Below are 18,483 nucleotides of genomic sequence, written 5' to 3' on the forward strand. Positions count from 1 at the left end.
ACTCCGACTCGGACCCGGGCTCCGGCTCGTACTCGGGCTCGGGTTGGGCCGAGCACGCGCCGGAGCTTGAGTCCGCGCCGGCCCCTCCGGAGAAGGGCGCCGACACGGCCGAGACCCCACCGGCGACAACGGCCGCAACCGAGCCAGAACCAGAACCAGAGCCCGAATCCGAGTCCGAGCAGGAGCCCGGTCAGAAATCCGAGGCCGAGGTCGAGGCCGAGCCCGCACCGGAGCCCGAATCCCAGCCCGAGCCGGAACCGCGGTCCGAGCCGGAACCCGAGCCGAAGGCCGTCGGCTGATCCACACCACTCGAACGAGCGGCGGCCCCGCCCCTCCCGGATCGGGGAGGGACGGGGCCGCCGTCAGATTCGAGCTCTTCCCCCGGCTACTTCTGGACGCCGAAGATCGGGACGAGCGAGTCGGGGAGCTTGTCGTTGCAGGCCAGTTGGCCCGTCTTCGTCAGCGCGTCGTTCACGCATGTGTAGTAGTCGCGGTAGACCAACTGCACGGTGAACGTCGCCGCCACGACCAGCAGCGCGATGGTCGCCGTGACGATCCCGCTCACGGCCGTGGTCGTCTGCGGCTTGTGCGCCGTCGTCCCCTGCGCGGGGGCTCCCGGCACACCCGGCGCCGGAGGTGCCGCGGTCGGCGCGGGAGGGGTCGTGTCCGGGCCCGAGACCGAGGTCGTCCCCACGTCCGAACGGCGGGCCGCCACCTGGCCGCCCTCGCCGCCCGAGGACGCACGCGGCAGCGGGGCCTTGGCCCGCAGCGAGCTGATGCCCCAGTAGAGCGCGAGCGCTCCGAGGAGCAGCGCGATCTCCGGGAAGTCGAAGAGGGCGAAGAAGAAGGCCCACATGCCCGAGAGCAGCGAGTACCTGGCGCGGCGCTGGAACGGGTCGGTCGGGTCCCAGCGCAGACCGCCCCTGCCGCCGGGCTGCCCCTCGGGACCGTCCTGGCGGCCACCGGGGCCGTTCCGCTCGCCGCCCGGTCCGCTCTGGCCGCCACCCGGTCTGCCGCCGAAACCGCCCGACGAGCGGCCCGGCTGCCGGCTGCTCCACTGGCTGCCCCAGGACGAACGGTCGTCGCCCGACCGGTCGTCCGGTGTTCCGCCGCCGTTCTGGGGATGGCGCGGCTGCCACGGCTGGTCCGGCCTGTCCTCCGGCGGAGGCGCGAACGGGTTGTCGTCGGAGGCCCCGGACCCGGAGGCTCCGGACGGCCCGGACCCGGACGACTCGGACCCGGACGGCCCGGACCCTCCGCCCGTCCCGGAGGACTCGGCCCCGGACCCTCCTGAAGCTCCCGAGTTTCCCGAATTGTCCGAGCTCCCGGACGAGTCCGAGGACCCCGAAGCACCCGAGGCCCCGGAGGAGTCCTCCGGCCCCGAAGAGCCCTCGGGCCCCGAGGACCCGGCGGACGAGGACTGGCGTTCCCGCATCAGAAGCACCGGCCCGGTGGGCTGCGGGACATGAAGTGCCGTGCGGTGTCGTCGGTCCGGCATGTGGTGAACGTCTTCCCCTCAGACCCTTGGCGCAAGGGGTCTCGTGTCGTATGACCTGTTCTGGAGACAGGTCCGTGTCCCCAGACGCTACCTCCCGGCCGCGCCCCCGTCCCCCGGGGGCGGTTCGGTGTGCCGGTATCGTTGCTGACGGTCGGCTCCTTCGTAGAGTTCCCCGATACGGGAGACACGATTCGTTCGTACGACCACACAAAGCCGCACGACCCGCACGACCCGCGAGGCTGTGCTCGCTTCCAGAAAGGCGTTCCGCCGTGGCCTCCCCGCCGTCCCCGCCCGCCCCCGACGACCCGGTCGCCCCGACGGAACCGGGCTCTCCGGTCGTATTCGGCTCCCCGGCCCGGCTCGTGGTCCTCGTCTCCGGCTCCGGTACGAACCTCCAGGCACTGCTCGACGCCGTCGCCGCCGACCCCGAGAGGTACGGCGCCCGTATCGTCGCCGTCGGCGCCGACCGCGACTCCATCACCGGCCTCGAACGCGCCGAGCGGGCCGGGCTGCCGACCTTCGTCCGCCGCGTCAAGGACTACGCGACGCGTGAGGAGTGGGATGCCGCGCTGACCGAGGCCACCGCCGCGTACGAGCCCGATCTCGTCGTGTCGGCCGGCTTCATGAAGATCGTCGGCAAGCGGTTCCTCGCCCGCTTCGGCGGCCGGTTCATCAACACCCACCCCGCCCTGCTGCCCAGCTTCCCCGGTGCCCACGGAGTGCGTGACGCGCTCGCGTACGGGGCGAAGATCACCGGTTGCACCGTCCACTTCGTCGACGACGGTGTCGACACCGGCCCGGTCATCGCGCAAGGCGTGGTCGAGGTGCGGGACGAGGACCACGAGGACGGTGGCGTCGCTCTCCATGAGCGCATCAAGGACGTCGAGCGACGGCTGCTCGTCGATGTCGTGGGGCGTCTCGCCCGGTACGGCTACCGCATCGAAGGACGAAAGGTAACAATCCAGTGAGCGTCGAGAAGCCCGACGAAGCAGTGGCCGAAGGCACGAGGCGGCCCGTCCGCCGCGCGCTGGTCAGCGTCTACGACAAGACGGGACTGGAAGAGCTGGCCCGCGGACTGCACGCGGCCGGCGTCACGCTCGTCTCGACCGGCTCCACCGCCGCGCGGATCGCCGCCGCCGGTGTGCCCGTCACCAAGGTCGAGGAGCTGACCGGCTTCCCCGAGACCCTCGACGGCCGCGTCAAGACGCTGCACCCGCGCGTCCACGCCGGCATCCTGGCCGACCAGCGGCTCGCCTCCCACCGTGAGCAGCTCACCGAACTCGGCATCGAGCCCTTCGAGTTGGTCGTCTCGAACCTCTACCCCTTCCGCGAGACCGTCGAGTCGGGCGCCACACCCGACGAGTGCGTCGAGCAGATCGACATCGGCGGCCCGTCCATGGTCCGCGCCGCCGCCAAGAACCACCCGTCGGTCGCCATCGTCACCAGCCCCGCGCGGTACGGCGACGTCCTCAAGGCCGTACAGGACGGCGGGTTCGACCTGACGACCCGTAAGAGGCTCGCGGCCGAGGCGTTCCAGCACACCGCCGCGTACGACGTGGCCGTGGCCTCCTGGTTCGCGGCCGACTACGCCGCCGCCGACACCTCGGGTCTCCCCGACTTCCTGGGCTCGACGTACGAGCGCAAGAACGTCCTGCGCTACGGCGAGAACCCGCACCAGCCCGCCGCCCTCTACACGGCGGGCGGGGGCGGCGGCCTCGCCGACGCGGAGCAGCTGCACGGCAAGGAGATGAGCTACAACAACTACACGGACACCGACGCCGCGCGCCGGGCCGCGTACGACCACACCGAGCCGTGCGTCGCGATCATCAAGCACGCCAACCCGTGCGGCATCGCGATCGGCGACGACGTCGCCGAGGCGCACCGCAAGGCCCACGCGTGCGACCCGCTCTCCGCCTTCGGCGGTGTGATCGCCGTCAACCGGCCGGTCTCCGTGGCCATGGCCGAGCAGGTCGCCGAGATCTTCACCGAGGTCATCGTCGCGCCCGGCTACGAGGACGGCGCCGTCGAGGTGCTGGCCCGCAAGAAGAACATCCGGGTGCTGCGCTGCGAGGGCGGTCCCACGGCCCCCGTCGAGGTGAAGCCCATCGACGGCGGTGCGCTGCTCCAGGTCACCGACCGTCTCCAGGCCGACGGCGACGACCCGTCGACCTGGACGCTCGCCACCGGCGAACCCCTCGCGGACGCCGAGCTGCGCGAGCTGGCCTTCGCGTGGAAGGCGTGCCGCGCGGTGAAGTCCAACGCGATCCTGATCGCCAAGGACGGCGCGAGCGTCGGCGTCGGCATGGGGCAGGTCAACCGCGTGGACTCGGCGAAGCTCGCCGTGGAGCGCGCGGGCGAGGAGCGGGCCCGTGGGTCGTACGCGGCGTCGGACGCGTTCTTCCCGTTCCCCGACGGACTGGAGATCCTGCTGGAGGCGGGCGTGAAGGCCGTGGTGCAGCCGGGTGGTTCGGTACGTGACGAGCAGACGGTCGAGGCGGCGAAGAAGGCGGGCGCGACGATGTACTTCACGGGCACGCGGCACTTCTTCCACTGAGCCCGGGCCGGTTCCTGAACACCGAAGAACGACTGAAGGCTTGAGGGTCCGAAAGCCCGAGAGCCCGAAAGCGTGAAAGCGTGAAAGCGTGAAGAACGCCGAGAACGCCAGAAGGCCGTAATCCCCGCCGCCAGGACGGGTGTTACGGCCTTCTGGCATACGCGCGGGCGCGGGGACGTGCTTCCGGCGCGCGCGTGCCCTCGCTGCTCGCCCGCGTCAGTAACGGGGGCGCTTGAACCACGCCGCGCCGTCCGCCTTCGACACGAAGACGATCAGCAGGATGCTCAGGACGATGTGGACGATGCCCGCGATACCGCCGAAGGGGTAGATACCCAGGACGATGGTCAGGGCGCCGTAGACGATGAGCGCGGTACGCAGGCCCGGGCCACCCGTGCTGATCTTGATCGCCAGGACGATCGACGCGACGGTCCACACGACGGCGATGAAGGTCATGAACCAGAGCACACCGCTCGACTGGTCGACCAGGCTCTGGAACTGCGAGTCGTCCGCCAGCTCGTCGCTGTCCTTCGCCGCGTTCAGCGCGATCGCGCCGATGAGGAAGATCACGCCGCCTATCAGGCTGAGCCCGGAGAGTATCCAGAGGAAGACGCGGGACGCCGACACGCCGCCCGGCATCGTCTGGGGGCCGCCGCCCATGGGGCCGCCGGGGTAGCCGCCGTAGGGCTGGACCGGGGGAGCCTGCGGGTAGCCGTAGTTGGGGCCCGCCTGCGGGGGCTGGCCCTGCTGCGGGTAGCCGTATCCCGGCTGGCCCTGGGGCTGCCCCTGCTGTCCGTAGGGGTTGTTCGGGTCGCCGAAGCTCATGGCGGGTTTCCTCCGTTGGTGACGCGGGGACATCGCGGAGCCGAAGGAGGAAACATCACACAACCGAGCGGTTAGTCCCCCTACACTGCCCGCGTACTGCGCGGCTCATCGTGCGGTTGTTGGTGACTTTTTGTCCAGTCGGTATTCGTATGCGTTGTGCAAGCGCAACCTGGACATCCCTCGTCGATCTTCGTCCGCCCGGGCGCGCCGGGCACGGGACGGACCCCATGGCCGACCTCGTGAACGACCTCGGTTGGAACAGGGGCGGGGTCATCCGCGAAGATGGGCACATGACCGCCCAGATTCTCGATGGCAAGGCCACCGCAGCCGCGATCAAGTCCGACCTGACCGCCCGCGTGGCGGCCCTCAAGACGCGGGGCATCACCCCGGGACTCGGGACCCTGCTCGTCGGGGACGACCCGGGAAGCCGTTGGTATGTGAACGGCAAGCACCGCGACTGCGCCGAGGTCGGTATCGCCTCGATCCAGCGCGAGCTGCCCGACACCGCGACGCAGGTGGAGATCGAGGCAGTCGTACGCGAACTCAACGCGAACCCCGAGTGCACCGGCTACATCGTCCAACTGCCGCTCCCCAAGGGCATCGACACCAATCGCGTCCTGGAACTGATGGACCCGGAGAAGGACGCCGACGGGCTGCACCCGATGAGCCTCGGCCGGCTGGTCCTGAACGAGACCGGGCCGCTGCCCTGCACCCCGTACGGCATCATCCAGCTCCTGCGCGCGCACGGGGTCGAGATCAAGGGCGCGCACGTCGTGGTCGTCGGACGCGGGATCACCGTGGGCCGCTCGATCCCGCTGCTGCTCACCCGTAAGTCCGAGAACGCGACCGTGACGCAGTGCCACACCGGCACCCGTGATCTCTCCTCACATCTGCGGCAGGCCGACATCATCGTGTCGGCGGCCGGGGTGCGCCACATCATCAAGGCGGAGGACGTGAAGCCGGGCGCGGCGGTGCTCGACGTCGGTGTCAGCCGCGACGAGCACGGCAAGATCGCCGGGGACGTCCACCCGGACGTCGCGGGAGTGGCAGGCTGGATCTCACCGAACCCCGGCGGAGTCGGCCCGATGACGCGTGCGCAGCTGCTGGTCAACGTCGTCGAGGCGGCGGAGCGCGCCGGAAGCGGAAGCGGAACGTGAAGGGGGCACCCATGGGTGCTGGTACGAGTGCGGGTGCCGACGCGGCTGCGGCCGCCGGGCCCGGAGGCGGTGACGGCGCCGACGGCGACGGTGGGCGTGCGGTGAGCGATCCCGTGGCCGCGGACGGCGGGCCGGGCACGGCCGCGTACGTGGGGGAGAAGCAGCCGGACGGGGGGACGGACGGAGAGGCCGCCGGGGCGGCGGACGCCGAGGTTGCCGCGCCCAGTACCTCGCGGCGCTTCCCGACGGTGACGCAGGACACCGCGCGCCCGGAGGGCGGCGGCCGGGCGGCCCCCGGCGACGCTCCCGCCCCCGCCCGCCAGTGGCCGCTGCTGACGGTGCTGGGTATGACGGGGCTCGGACTGCTGATCGTCGGGATCGAGCCGTTCGAGGAGGCGTCCCGCTACGGCACGATCCTGATCGGTGTGGCGTTGATCACCGGCGCGGTGCTGCGGCGGGTCATGCCGTCGGTCGGCATGCTGGCCGTACGGTCGCGCTTCACCGACATGGTGACCTACGGGCTGCTCGGTGTCTCGATCGTGCTGCTGTCGCTGATGACGCAGCCGGATCCATGGCTGGAGATCCCGTTCCTGGAGGATGTCGTCCACTCCACCGTCCCGTAGACCTGGACATATCCCGTACCGATCGAGAAGACGGCGCCCATCCCCTCCCCCGAGTCAGGACGGGCGCCGTCGGCATGTGGCTAGCGTCACGGACCCGCCAAAGAGGATCAAGGGCAGACAGCCGCCTGTGGCACGGAAGTGACCATTCCGCCATGGTGTGATCGTCGGGCAACGGGTGCGAGACTGTGGGACGGAATCGGCGGCGGCGCGCGAGGGGGCGCGGGGACTGTCCCGAATGCTCCGGTGCACTCCCATATCTGGAACTGACACCTCGGCTCCTCGCATCCCTTGGGGTAGTCGTCGGCCGGCGTGGGGGCGCGGCAGGGCGGAGCACATCAGGAACGTGCGGGGGGACAAGGGGGAAGTAATGCCTCGTTGGAAGGCACTACCGGAGGAGCTCGACCCACAGGTCAGAGAGTTCGCGACGCAGCTGCGCAGGCTCGTGGACAAGAGCGGCCTGAGCATCGCGGCCGTCTCCGACCGAACCGGGTACAGCAAGACGTCCTGGGAGCGGTACCTCAACGGACGCCTGCTCCCGCCCAGGGGCGCGATCCTGGCGCTCGCCGAGGTCACCGGCACCAATCCGCTGCACCTGACGACGATGTGGGAACTGTCGGAGCGGGCGTGGAGCCGTTCCGAGATGCGTCACGACATGACGATGGAGGCGATCCGGATCTCCCAGGCGCGGGACGCGCTCGGCGAGTTCGGCGGCGAACCGGTCGGCGGCCCCGGCGGTGCCGGGAGCAGCCGTCCCGGCGGACGTACGGCGACGCCGCCCGGCGGGGGTGCGCGGACGGGCTCGGGTCCGGGTCCGGCGTCGGGGGGCTGGCTCGGTCCCGAGCAGCCGGGCGCGAACCGCCCTCCGGCAGGCGCTCCCGGGGGGACGCCGCCCGGCTTCCCGCCGTCGGCCCCCGTGCCGCCGCCCGGACGCGGCGGCGGCGGGCGCGGCCGTCGCCGGACGGTCATCTTCGTGGCGGCCCTCGTCGGCGCGCTGGCGCTGATAGCCGGCGCGGTCCTCCTGACCGACCTGGGCGGCGGAGGCGACGACGGCAAGGGGAAGGTCGCGCAGTCCGCGTCGCCGAAGCCGACCCCCACCGCTTCCGAACTGCCCGCCGGCGTCAAGTGCTCCGGTGACGAGTGCGTCGGCGAGGACCCCGAACTCATGGGCTGCGGCGGTGACTTCGCCGAGACCGCGACGACCGCGACGGTCGGTACGGCGGTGGTCGAGGTCCGCTACAGCGAGACGTGCGGGGTGGCCTGGGCGCGTATCACCGACGCGGCACCGGGCGACACGGTGGAGATCGCGGCCGACAAGGGCGAGGGAAAGCCCCAGACGGGCACGGTGAACGCCGACAAGGACGCGTACACCCCGATGGTCGCGGTGGCGGCGGCGGCCGAGGCAAAGGCGTGCGCGACGCTGACGACGGGCACGGAGGGGTGCACGACGCCGGGCCAGTGAGGTCACTGCGGGCCCGGTGTCGGTACGGGGGGCTGGCTCGGCCCGGAGCACCCGGCGTGAACCGCCCCCCACCGCACCGCCCGCGCCCCGTCGCGTTCCGCGTGCTTCGCGTCGGATAGCCTGGCGGGCGGTTGTCTCTTCACGTCAAGACATGATTCATCCCGCCGTCGGAGAGATGGCCCGCACCAGGGGCAGGGCCCCTGCCGCCCGCCGTTCCACCGCTGTCTAACGGAGACCGCCATGACCCGCACTCCCGTGAATGTCACCGTCACCGGCGCAGCCGGCCAGATCGGCTACGCGCTGCTCTTCCGCATCGCCTCCGGTCAACTGCTCGGCGCGGATGTGCCGGTCAGCCTGCGTCTGCTGGAGATCCCGCAGGGCCTGAAGGCCGCCGAGGGCACCGCCATGGAGCTCGACGACTGCGCCTTCCCGCTGCTGCGCGGCATCGAGATCACCGACGACGCCAACGCCGCGTTCTCCGGCGCCAACGTCGCGCTGCTCGTCGGCGCCCGCCCCCGTACCAAGGGCATGGAGCGCGGCGATCTGCTCTCCGCCAACGGCGGCATCTTCAAGCCCCAGGGCAAGGCCATCAACGACAACGCCGCCGACGACATCAAGGTCCTCGTCGTCGGCAACCCGGCCAACACCAACGCGCTCATCGCGCAGGCCGCCGCCCCCGACGTACCGGCCGAGCGCTTCACCGCGATGACCCGGCTGGACCACAACCGCGCGATCTCGCAGCTCGCCGCCAAGACCGGCGCGCAGGTCACGGACATCAAGCGGCTGACGATCTGGGGCAACCACTCGGCCACGCAGTACCCGGACATCTTCCACGCGGAGATCGCCGGCAAGAACGCCGCCGAGACCGTCAACGACGAGCAGTGGCTCGCCGACACCTTCATCCCGACCGTCGCCAAGCGCGGCGCCGCGATCATCGAGGCCCGGGGCGCGTCCTCGGCGGCCTCGGCCGCCAACGCCGCGATCGACCACGTCAACACGTGGGTGAACGGCACCCCCGAGGGCGACTGGACCTCGATGGGCGTTCCGTCGGACGGCTCGTACGGCGTCCCGGAGGGCATCATCTCGTCGTTCCCCGTGACCACGAAGAACGGGGCGTACGAGATCGTCCAGGGCCTGGACATCAACGACTTCTCCCGCGCGCGCATCGACGCGTCGGTGAAGGAGCTCACCGAGGAGCGCGACGCCGTCCGCGAGCTCGGTCTTCTCTGATCTCGGAGGCCCGCTCCGACCGGTCTACGACAGAGCTCCCGGCAGCCGCCCAGGCGGACGCCGGGAGCTCTGTCGTGCGGGCCCCGGGGCCGGGGCTCGGGGCCAGAGCCGGGATCGGGGTCGGGATCGCGGTCGGTGGGTCAACCGCCGTACACCGGTGTGGTGTTGATTACGCGTTCGGTGCCACCGAGGGCGACCCTTCGCGCACACTGAGTGCATGAACGCATACGGAGAGGGGCTGCCGGCGTACCGGACCATCCGCATGACGGCGCAGGACGGTCCGATCGCGGCATTCGCCGACGAGGAGGCGTGGCGGGCGCGGGAGCGCTACCCCACGATCGTGGGCATGGGGCTGCCGGCCTTCGTCGGGGCGAGGGAGTCGGAGCGGGGCGGCTGGGAGATCCTGCGTGCGGCCGGGGACACACCCCAGAGCGTCCGCGACTCCCTCGCCTCGCACTTCCGGGGGCTGGCCAAGGAGGCGGAGGACGCGGGGCGCGCGGCGGACCGCAAGAAGTACCGGGCGGCGTACGAGAAGCTCGACCGGGTCGCGGTGGACGAGTTGAGGGTGCTGGGCACGCGGTACCGCGTGGTGCGCGTGGAGCAGTTCATCCGGCTGGGGCCGGACGGCCCCGAGCCGCCGAGGCCTTCGGATCCGGACCCGGGGGAGGTGGGGGAGGCGTACCGACTGCCCAGCCGGGTCGTGGGGTTCGTCATCGACCCGTACACCGGTACGGGGATGGCGGAGGGCCTGCTCAAGTTCGATCTGATGCAGTTCGTGCTGAGGGCGGGCACCGCGCCGCCCGAGATGCGCGGGGATTCGCTGCGGGCGGTCGAGACGCATCCCGGTGGCGTACTGCTGCCGGCGGAGTTCGCGATCGCCGAGTGCGGTGAGGACGGGCGGTGGAAGCCGCATTCGGGCTCCGCGCCGAGTCCGCAGGCGGCGCGGGACCGGCTGGCGATCGACTTCCGGGTCATGACGCCCATTCAGCAGAGGCTGAGCGAGGCCGAGCGCGAGGAGTACGCGAAGGCGGCGGACCGGCTGGACGAGAAGCGCGGGGCGGGGGTCGCGGTGGGCGGGCGGCGCTTCCGGGTGGCGCGGGTCGAGCAGTTGGTACGGATCGGGCCCGACGGCCCGGAGGGTCCGAGGCCGTCGGACTTCGACCCGGACCCGCCGATCGAGGTGCAGACGAGGCAGCTGCGGGAGCAGGGACAGCCGGAGGACGACGCCGAGGCAGCGGCGGAACTGAACGCCGACATGGAGGAGATGAAGCGCCTGATGGCCAAGGAGGAGGCAAGACGCGCGGCCTGGAAACAACGCAAGCCCCGGAAGGACCCCGAACCGGGCCCGTCCTAGGTCCTACCCGGAGCCCTACGGGCGGGGCAGGCACACGAGCGATCCACCACGTCGAAAGCTCGGCACCCGGCGGACGGCTCGCTGCCGCGCGCGACCGCGTGCGGGGGGGGGCAGGTACTGGGCCCGCGTTGACCGCTCAGCGCCGAGCTCCGGCCCCGCCCGATGGGCGGGCTCGCTGCCCCGGTCGCCCCCGTACGACCGGGGCCAACGCGGCGAGCGCGCGTGCCGGGAGTCGTGACAGGTAGGCGGCCGTGGCTCGTTGCCCCGTGCGACCGCAGCCCCGGGGGTCGCACGCGTACCCGGGCGACCGAGGCCAACGCGGCGAGCGCGCGTGCCGAGCGCCATGAGCCGGGCGGGGCTTCGGGGCCCCGGACCAGCCCCTGAAGCCCCCTGCCCACCCCCCCAGGAGGGGTCCCGCAGTCGGTGAGCGGCAAGTTGCGTGCTATGTCCGGCAGTTGGTTCCCTGTTTTCTTCTTGTTTCGTCATGAGCATGGTTACATCTCGGCGTTTCTGGGGGACCATTCCCGCGGCGGTCATCGCGCGTAGACCCGTGTGGTGACCGCCCCGATCGCTCTGAGGTACGACTCCGTGTCACCGGGCACGGGGCGCCAACCTGTCTCCCCACCGGAGGTATCCGAAATGCGCCGTCGTCTGGCGATGCCGCTCGCCGCACTTGCCCTCGTCCTCCCCGCCACGCTGATGTCGGCGAGCTCGGCCGCCGCCGCGCCGGCCGACAAGCCGCAGGTCCTCAGCAGCTGGACGCAGACCAGCGCCGCGAGCTACAACTCGTTCGTCTCCGCCCGCAACAACCAGGGTGCCTGGTCCGCGTACGGCTTCGACTGGTCCACGGACTACTGCTCGTCCTCCCCCGACAACCCGTTCGGCTTCCCGTTCCAGACGTCCTGCGCGCGTCACGACTTCGGCTACCGCAACTACAAGGCGGCCGGCTCCTTCGACGCCAACAAGGCGCGGCTGGACAGCGCGTTCTACGAGGACCTGAAGCGGGTGTGCAACGGCTACTCGGGCGCCACGAAGGCCTCCTGCAACGCCACGGCGTGGACGTACTACCAGGCCGTCAGCATCTTCGGCCGCTCCGCGCTGGTCGACGGCAACAAGTCGGTGGCCTGACCGACGCTCCCGGCGGAGCCCCCCACCGCCGCCTGTTACTCGAAGGCCCCTCGCCCGCCAGCGAGGGGCCTTCGTGCTGTCCGGGGGCCGGGTCCCCGCGCCGAGGAGACTCCCGCGGCGAGTGACCCCGAACACTTCCGGTCATCGAACACGCATGCTTCCCCCTTCTCGGGGCAGGGGCCCAGATCGCCAGTCTCCGCTGGTGGTGGTGGGTTTCGGGAACGGAAGGCCAAACGCGACGTGTCGGCACAACAGACCATCTTTGTGGACGGGGAGTGGCTCGAAGCCGCCTCCGGTGCCACACGCGACATCATCGACCCCGCCGACGCGACACCGTTCGCCGTGGTGTCCGAGGGCGGGGCCCAGGATGTCGACGCCGCCGTCGACGCCGCGCGCAGGGCCTTCGACGGGGGCGCGGGCCCCTGGCCCCGGACCCCGGTCGCCGAACGGGCCGCGCTGTTGCGACGCGTCGCCGGGCTGCTGAGACGGGACCGGGAAACGCTCGGGGCGCTGGAGAGCAGGGACGCGGGCAAGACCGTGGAGGAGGGCCGCGTCGATGTCGACTGTGTCGCCGACGCGTTCGCCTACTTCGCCGATCTCGTGGGCAACGAAGGCGGCGGGCGGGTCGTGGACGCCGGCCTCCCGGACGTGCACAGCGTCGTCGTCCATGAACCCGTCGGCGTCTGCGCGCTCATCACCCCCTGGAACTACCCCCTGTTGCAGGCGAGTTGGAAGATCGCCCCGGCCCTCGCCGCGGGCAACACCTTCGTGGTCAAGCCGAGCGAGATCACCCCGCTCAGCACCGTCGCCCTCATCGGCCTGCTCACCGAGGCCGGGCTGCCGCCCGGTGTCGCCAACCTGGTGACCGGCGCCGGTGACCCCGTCGGCGCCCGGATGGCGGAGCACCCGGACGTGGACCTCGTCTCGTTCACCGGTGGACTGGCCAGCGGTACGAAGGTGATGGCGGCCGCGGCGCCCGGAGTGAAGAAGGTCGCGCTCGAACTCGGCGGGAAGAACCCGAACGTCGTCTTCGCCGACTCCTGCGCCACCGACGAGGGCTTCGACACCGCCGTCGACCAGGCGCTGAACGCGGCGTTCATCCACAGCGGCCAGGTCTGCTCCGCCGGCTCACGCCTCATCGTCGAGGAGTCGCTGCGCGAGCGCTTCGTCGCCGAACTCGCCCGCCGGGCCGCGCGGATCCGTACCGGGCGGGGCACCGGCGAGGGCGTCGAGTGCGGACCGCTTGTATCGGCAGGGCAGTTGGCGAAGACCGAGGAGTACGTCGCGTCCGCGCTCAAGGAGGGCGCCGTCCTGCGCTCCGGCGGCAAGCGGCCCGAGCCGGGTGAACTGCGCCCCGCCGGGGGGTACTTCTACGAGCCGACCGTCCTCGACCAGTGCCACCGCGAGATGCGGGTCGTCCGCGAGGAGGTCTTCGGCCCCGTACTGACCGTGGAGACCTTCCGTACGGAGGACGAGGCCGTCGCGCTCGCCAACGACACCGAGTACGGGCTGGCCGGCGGTGTCTGGACGGCGGACCCCGGGCGCGCCCGGCGCGTCGCCGGACGGCTGCGGCACGGCACCGTCTGGATCAACGACTTCCACCCGTATCTGCCGCAGGCCGAATGGGGTGGCTTCGGCAAGTCCGGCATCGGGCGCGAACTGGGGCCCGCCGGCCTGGCCGAGTACCGCGAGGCCAAGCACATCTACCAGAACCTCGCGCCCCGGCCCGTCCGCTGGTTCGCGGGCTGAGCCGGCCCGGCCGGCCCGGTCGGCCGTACCGGCATGGCGGCCGTCGCCCGCCCGCCCGACATCGCCAACTGCCTTACGGCTGAGTCACATTACGCCTTATTGCGCGCAAGAGCCTTGAATCGCCCCAGTGAAGTGGAGTAGACGACACCCATGGCCGAACACGACGCCGCATACGACTACGTCGTCGTCGGTGGCGGCACCGCCGGATCGGTGATCGCCTCACGGCTCACCGAGGACCCGGACGTCACCGTCGCCGTCATCGAGGGAGGGCCGTCCGACGTCGACCGGCCCGAGGTCCTGACGCTCCGGCGCTGGATGGGGCTGCTCGGCGGTGAGCTGGACTACGACTACCCGACGACCGAGCAGCCACGCGGTAACTCCCACATCCGGCACAGCCGCGCCCGGGTGCTCGGCGGCTGCTCCTCGCACAACACCCTGATCGCCTTCAGGCCGCTGCCCTCCGACTGGGACGAGTGGGCGGCGGCCGGGGCCGACGGCTGGGACGCGGCGTCCATGGAGCCGTACTTCGGGCGACTGCGCAACAACATCGTCCCCGTGGACGAGCAGGACCGTAACCCCATCGCCCGCGACTTCGTCGACGCGGCGCAGGCGGCGCTCGGCGTCCCCCGCGTCGAGGGCTTCAACAAGAAGCCCTTCCACGAGGGCGCCGGCTTCTTCGATCTCGCCTACCACCCGGCGACCAACAAGCGCTCGTCCGCCTCGGTGGCGTATCTCCATCCCTTCCTGGACCGCCCCAACCTCCGGCTGCTGCTAGAGACCTGGGCGTACCGGCTGGAGCTGGACGGCACCCGCGCGACCGGCGTGCGCGTGCGGGCCGCGGACGGCACCGAGTCCTACGTACGCGCCCGGCGTGAGGTCCTCGTCTGCGCCGGAGCGGTCGACACACCCCGGCTGCTCCTGCACTCCGGCATCGGCCCCCGCGCCGATCTGGAGGCCCTCGGCATCCCCGTGACCCACGATCTGCCGGGCGTCGGCGAGAACCTGCTCGACCACCCGGAGTCGGTCATCGTCTGGGAGACCGACGGGCCGATCCCCGAGAACTCGGCGATGGACTCCGACGCGGGTCTCTTCGTCCGGCGCGACCCGGACGGCCAGGGGCCGGACCTGATGTTCCACTTCTACCAGATTCCGTTCACGGACAACCCCGAGCGCCTGGGGTACGAACGCCCCGCGCACGGCGTCTCGATGACACCGAACATCCCCAAGCCCCGCAGCCGCGGCCGGCTCTTCCTCACCAGCGCGGACCCCGACGTCAAACCCGCCCTGGACTTCCGGTACTTCACCGACGAGGACGACTACGACGGACGCACCCTCGTGGACGGCATCAGGATCGCCCGGCGGATCGCCGCCGCCGAACCGCTCGCCGACTGGCTGACCCGCGAGGTCTGTCCGGGCCCCGACCTCACCTCCGACGAGGAGCTGAGCGAGTACGCCCGTAAGTGCGCCCACACGGTCTACCACCCGGCCGGCACCTGCCGGATGGGCGCGACCGACGACGAACAGGCCGTGGTCGGACCGGATCTGACGATCCGTGGCCTGAAAGGCATCCGAATCGCCGACGCCTCCGTCTTCCCCACCATGCCGGCCGTGAATCCGATGATCGGGGTCCTGATGGTCGGCGAGAAGTGCGCCGAACTGCTCACCGCGACAGCCAATACAACCGCACCGGGAGGTGATGCGTGATGACCGCCACCGAACCGGTCTTCTCCGTACGCGATCTGTGGAAGGTCTTCGGACCCAAGGCCGACCGAATACCGGGCAACGCCGAGTACGCGGCCCTGTCCGCCGAGGAGTTGAGGGCGCGCACCGGCTGTACCGCCGCCGTCCGCGACGTCTCCTTCGATGTGCGCAAGGGCGAGGTCTTCGTCGTCATGGGCCTCTCGGGCTCCGGCAAGTCGACCCTCGTACGCTGTCTGACCCGGCTCATCGAGCCGACCAGCGGACAGCTCGCCATGGACGGCGAGGACGTCATCGCCATGGACAAGAACCGGCTGCGCGAACTGCGCAGGCACCGCGCCGCCATGGTCTTCCAGCACTTCGGTCTGCTGCCGCACCGCTCCGTGCTCGACAACGTCGCGTACGGCCTGGAGATCCAGGGCATGCCCCGCGCCGAGCGCCGGGCCAAGGCCGCCGAGGTCGCCGCCCTGGTCGGTCTCGAAGGCCTGGAGGAACGCCGCCCCGGCCAGCTCTCCGGGGGCCAGCAGCAGCGCGTCGGCCTCGCCCGCGCGCTCGCCGTGGACCCTCAAGTCCTGCTGTTCGACGAGCCGTTCAGCGCGCTCGACCCGCTGATCCGCCGTGACATGCAGGAGGAGGTCATCCGGCTGCACCGGGAGGAGGGCCGCACGATGGTCTTCATCACCCACGACCTCAACGAGGCCCTGCGGCTCGGCGACCGCATCGCGCTGATGCGCGACGGCGGCATCGTCCAGCTCGGCACGCCGGAGGAGATCGTCGCGAACCCGGCCGACGACTACGTACGCGACTTCGTCCGCGACGTCCCGCGCGAGCAGGTCATCTCCGTACGCCGCGCCATGCGCCCCGCGCGCGAGGGCGAGAGCGAGTCGGGCGTGGCGCTCAAGCCCGGCACTCTCGTCTCGGACGCCATCGAGGCCGTCGCGCGCAGCGGCGACTACTGCCGGGTCGTGGAGGACGGACGGACGCTCGGTGTCGTCGGCTACGAGGAACTGCTGGCCGTCGTCGCGGGGCTGGACGACGACGCGGAACCCAAGGAGGTGGCGGCGGTATGAGCGCCGCTCCCCAGCCGGTCTCCGAGAAGACCGACCCCGCCCGGCGGCAGACGGCCGACGGCCCGGGGGACATACGTACGTCCAAGACCGACGTGTCGGACGACCGGGTACCCGGTGCCTGGTCCCGTCTCGCGGGCAATCCCCGCGCGATGCTGCTCGTCGCCGCCGTCCTCGTCGCGATCGTCAGCGCGGCCGTCACCGGAAGCGGAGCCTGGCCCGCCGACCTGACCGTCGACGTACGCTCGCCGCTCGACGACCTCAACCGCTGGCTGGTCGACAACCGCACCACCCACCCCCTCTTCCTCTACTTCCTCCTGCACATCAGCAACTCCGCCGAAAGCTCGGTCGACGGCGTACTCAGCCTGCTGGAGAGCCTCGGCTTCATCGGCGTGACCGTGGCCGCCGTACTGATCGCCTGGTACGCGGGCGGCGCCGGCCTGCGCCGCCGCGCGCTGCGCACCGCCGCCACCGCGCTCGCCACCTTCGCCGTGATCGGGCTGCTCGGCATGTGGGAACCGGCGATGGAGACGCTGTCGCTGATGGTCGTCGCCGTCACCGTCTCGGCGGTCGTCGGCGCGCTGCTCGGACTCGCCGCCGGGCTGTCCGACCGCTGCCAGCGGATACTGCGGCCGGTCTTCGACACGATGCAGGTACTGCCCGCCTTCTCGTATCTGCTGCCGTTCGTGCTGCTCTTCGACATCGGCATCCCCTCCGTCTTCGTCGCGACCGTCATCTACGCGGCCCCGCCGATGGCCCGGCTGACCGCACTCGGGCTGCGCGGCGCGGACGCGGCGGCGCTTGAGGCATCCGCCTCGCTGGGCGCGAGTTCCTGGCAGCGCCTGATGACGGCGCGGCTGCCGCTGGCCCGCAAACAGATGCTCCTCGGCCTCAACCAGACGATCATGATGTGTCTGTCGATGGTCGTCCTCGCCTCGATGATCGGCGCGGGCGGGCTCGGCGACGAGATCTTCACGGCGCTCTCCACCGTCGACGTGGGCCTCGCGCTGCCCGCCGGAATCGCCGTCGTCCTGCTGGCGATCTGGCTGGACCGTACGACGGCGGCGGCCGGCGAACAGCTCGAAGACCCCGACGCGGGGCAGCGGCCCACCTGGTGGATGCTCTGGTCCGGCATCGTCGCGGCGGTCGCCGGCGGCGCGGTGCTCGGAGCCGTACTCGGCCGCAAGGAGTGGCCCGAGGCCTGGACCGTCTCGATCAGCGAACCGGTCAACAACGTCGTCGACTGGATCGAGCGCGAACTCGGCTCCGGAGTACCGGTTCTGGGCGGCACCCTGACCTGGTCCGAAGGCTTCGCCAACTGGGTGATCAACCCGGTGCGCGACGCGCTGCTGGCCACCCCCTGGTGGGCGCTGCTCCTCGTCGCGGCCGTGCTGGCGCTGCGGACCGGCCTGCGGGCCGTCGTCACGGTGGTGCTGTCGCTGGCCGCGATCGGCGCGATGGGCCTCTGGGAACGCTCGCTCGACACCCTTTCGCAGGTCCTCGCCGCACTGGTGGTGACCCTGCTGCTCGGCTTCGCCCTCGGCATCCTCGCCGCGCGCGTCGAGAGGGTCGAGCGGCTGATCAGGCCGGTCCTCGACATCATGCAGACGATGCCGCAGTTCATCTATCTGATCCCGGTGATCGCGCTGTTCAGCGGCGGCCGGACGGCGGCCGTCGCCGCGGCCGTCGTCTACGCGCTCCCCGCCGTCGTACGCATCACCACCCAGGGAATCCGGGAGATCGACCCCTCCGCCCTGGAGGCCGCGCGCTCGCTGGGCGCCGGTACGGGGCAGCAACTGCGCCAGGTCCAGCTCCCGCTGGCCCGCCCCGCCCTCCAACTCGCCGTCAACCAGGGCGTGGTGCTGGTCCTGGCCATCGTCGTCATCGGCGGCATGATCGGCGGCGGCGCGCTCGGCGTCGATGTCGTGAGGGGCCTCGCCAAGGGCGATCTGGGGCTCGGCATGACGGCCGGGATCGCGATCGTCTGCCTCGGCCTGCTGCTGGACCGGATCTCGCAGCCGAGCGCGGTGGCGAAGGAACGCGCCCAGGTCTGACGGCCGCCACGGACCGCAGGCCGCGGCTCCCCTCTCCCTCCCCCCCCGCACATCCGCAACCGAAGAAAACCGCACACAGCGACAACTAAA

The 18,483-nt window shown here is 71.4% G+C and carries 14 protein-coding genes and 1 pseudogene; 13 read left to right on the forward strand and 2 right to left on the reverse strand.

The window, feature by feature from the left end; translation table 11 throughout:
* Positions 1–299 (forward strand): annotated as a pseudogene (locus ACFWU9_RS03310) (Toxic cation resistance protein); the annotation flags it as partial.
* A gap of 86 nt (positions 300–385) precedes the next feature.
* Here ACFWU9_RS03310 and ACFWU9_RS03315 read toward each other — a convergent pair.
* On the reverse strand, positions 386–1,498 hold the full coding sequence (locus ACFWU9_RS03315) for a hypothetical protein (protein WP_384314427.1): 1,113 nt from the start codon (positions 1,496–1,498) through the stop codon (positions 386–388).
* A 362-nt stretch (positions 1,499–1,860) separates the two neighbouring features.
* Here ACFWU9_RS03315 and purN point away from each other — a divergent pair, with 362 nt between their 5' ends.
* Together purN and purH are read left to right on the forward strand one after the other, a co-directional pair.
* Complete coding sequence (purN, locus tag ACFWU9_RS03320; RefSeq protein WP_384314903.1) at positions 1,861–2,466, forward strand: phosphoribosylglycinamide formyltransferase; 606 nt, start codon at positions 1,861–1,863, stop codon at positions 2,464–2,466.
* Complete coding sequence (purH, locus tag ACFWU9_RS03325; protein WP_384314430.1) at positions 2,463–4,052, forward strand: bifunctional phosphoribosylaminoimidazolecarboxamide formyltransferase/IMP cyclohydrolase; 1,590 nt, start codon at positions 2,463–2,465, stop codon at positions 4,050–4,052. Before purN ends, purH begins: the two co-directional genes overlap by 4 nt.
* A gap of 216 nt (positions 4,053–4,268) precedes the next feature.
* Here purH and ACFWU9_RS03330 read toward each other — a convergent pair whose 3' ends face one another.
* Positions 4,269–4,874 carry a hypothetical protein gene (locus ACFWU9_RS03330; RefSeq protein WP_384314433.1) on the reverse strand — a complete coding sequence of 202 codons (606 nt, stop codon included), beginning with the start codon at positions 4,872–4,874 and terminating at the stop codon, positions 4,269–4,271.
* 290 nt (positions 4,875–5,164) lie between these two features.
* Between ACFWU9_RS03330 and ACFWU9_RS03335 the strand changes: the two genes are divergently transcribed.
* From ACFWU9_RS03335 to ACFWU9_RS03380, 10 genes are all read left to right on the forward strand, one after another.
* Complete coding sequence (locus tag ACFWU9_RS03335) at positions 5,165–6,031, forward strand: bifunctional methylenetetrahydrofolate dehydrogenase/methenyltetrahydrofolate cyclohydrolase (protein ID WP_384314434.1); 867 nt, start codon at positions 5,165–5,167, stop codon at positions 6,029–6,031.
* Positions 6,032–6,042: 11 nt separating this feature from the next.
* Entirely contained in the window at positions 6,043–6,654 is a 612-nt protein-coding gene (locus tag ACFWU9_RS03340) for a DUF3017 domain-containing protein (protein ID WP_384314437.1), read from the forward strand.
* A gap of 367 nt (positions 6,655–7,021) precedes the next feature.
* Positions 7,022–8,113 carry an XRE family transcriptional regulator gene (locus ACFWU9_RS03345; protein WP_384314439.1) on the forward strand — a complete coding sequence of 364 codons (1,092 nt, stop codon included), beginning with the start codon at positions 7,022–7,024 and terminating at the stop codon, positions 8,111–8,113.
* Positions 8,114–8,353: 240 nt separating this feature from the next.
* Positions 8,354–9,343 (forward strand): malate dehydrogenase, encoded by a 990-nt coding sequence (locus ACFWU9_RS03350; protein WP_384314442.1) that lies wholly within the window; start codon positions 8,354–8,356, stop codon positions 9,341–9,343.
* Positions 9,344–9,560: 217 nt separating this feature from the next.
* A complete protein-coding gene (locus ACFWU9_RS03355; protein ID WP_384314445.1) occupies positions 9,561–10,697 on the forward strand; it encodes a DUF5954 family protein in 1,137 nt (378 codons plus the stop codon).
* 639 nt (positions 10,698–11,336) lie between these two features.
* Complete coding sequence (locus tag ACFWU9_RS03360) at positions 11,337–11,825, forward strand: phospholipase (RefSeq protein WP_384314448.1); 489 nt, start codon at positions 11,337–11,339, stop codon at positions 11,823–11,825.
* A 240-nt stretch (positions 11,826–12,065) separates the two neighbouring features.
* Entirely contained in the window at positions 12,066–13,574 is a 1,509-nt protein-coding gene (locus tag ACFWU9_RS03365; RefSeq protein ID WP_384314451.1) for an aldehyde dehydrogenase family protein, read from the forward strand.
* A 150-nt stretch (positions 13,575–13,724) separates the two neighbouring features.
* Positions 13,725–15,278, forward strand: coding sequence for a GMC family oxidoreductase (locus ACFWU9_RS03370; RefSeq protein ID WP_384314454.1), 1,554 nt, complete (start codon positions 13,725–13,727; stop codon positions 15,276–15,278).
* Positions 15,278–16,342, forward strand: coding sequence for a glycine betaine/L-proline ABC transporter ATP-binding protein (locus ACFWU9_RS03375; RefSeq protein ID WP_384314456.1), 1,065 nt, complete (start codon positions 15,278–15,280; stop codon positions 16,340–16,342). Before ACFWU9_RS03370 ends, ACFWU9_RS03375 begins: the two co-directional genes overlap by 1 nt.
* Positions 16,339–18,393 carry an ABC transporter permease gene (locus ACFWU9_RS03380; protein WP_384314459.1) on the forward strand — a complete coding sequence of 685 codons (2,055 nt, stop codon included), beginning with the start codon at positions 16,339–16,341 and terminating at the stop codon, positions 18,391–18,393. Before ACFWU9_RS03375 ends, ACFWU9_RS03380 begins: the two co-directional genes overlap by 4 nt.
* The last annotated feature ends 90 nt before the right edge of the window (positions 18,394–18,483 follow it).

The organism is Streptomyces sp. NPDC058653, from assembly GCF_042716895.1.
Taxonomy (GTDB): domain Bacteria; phylum Actinomycetota; class Actinomycetes; order Streptomycetales; family Streptomycetaceae; genus Streptomyces.

Bases quoted from the DNA above. Each gene is read 5' to 3' on its own strand.
- ACFWU9_RS03375 (WP_384314456.1), top strand. From the start codon at position 15,278: ATGACCGCCACCGAACCGGTCTTCTCCGTACGCGATCTGTGGAAGGTC.
- ACFWU9_RS03350 (WP_384314442.1), top strand. From the start codon at position 8,354: ATGACCCGCACTCCCGTGAATGTCACCGTCACCGGCGCAGCCGGCCAG.
- ACFWU9_RS03335 (WP_384314434.1), top strand. From the start codon at position 5,165: ATGACCGCCCAGATTCTCGATGGCAAGGCCACCGCAGCCGCGATCAAG.
- ACFWU9_RS03355 (WP_384314445.1), top strand. From the start codon at position 9,561: ATGAACGCATACGGAGAGGGGCTGCCGGCGTACCGGACCATCCGCATG.
- ACFWU9_RS03330 (WP_384314433.1), bottom strand. From the start codon at position 4,874: ATGAGCTTCGGCGACCCGAACAACCCCTACGGACAGCAGGGGCAGCCC.
- ACFWU9_RS03340 (WP_384314437.1), top strand. From the start codon at position 6,043: ATGGGTGCTGGTACGAGTGCGGGTGCCGACGCGGCTGCGGCCGCCGGG.
- ACFWU9_RS03370 (WP_384314454.1), top strand. From the start codon at position 13,725: ATGGCCGAACACGACGCCGCATACGACTACGTCGTCGTCGGTGGCGGC.
- ACFWU9_RS03345 (WP_384314439.1), top strand. From the start codon at position 7,022: ATGCCTCGTTGGAAGGCACTACCGGAGGAGCTCGACCCACAGGTCAGA.
- ACFWU9_RS03380 (WP_384314459.1), top strand. From the start codon at position 16,339: ATGAGCGCCGCTCCCCAGCCGGTCTCCGAGAAGACCGACCCCGCCCGG.
- ACFWU9_RS03315 (WP_384314427.1), bottom strand. From the start codon at position 1,498: ATGCCGGACCGACGACACCGCACGGCACTTCATGTCCCGCAGCCCACC.
- ACFWU9_RS03360 (WP_384314448.1), top strand. From the start codon at position 11,337: ATGCGCCGTCGTCTGGCGATGCCGCTCGCCGCACTTGCCCTCGTCCTC.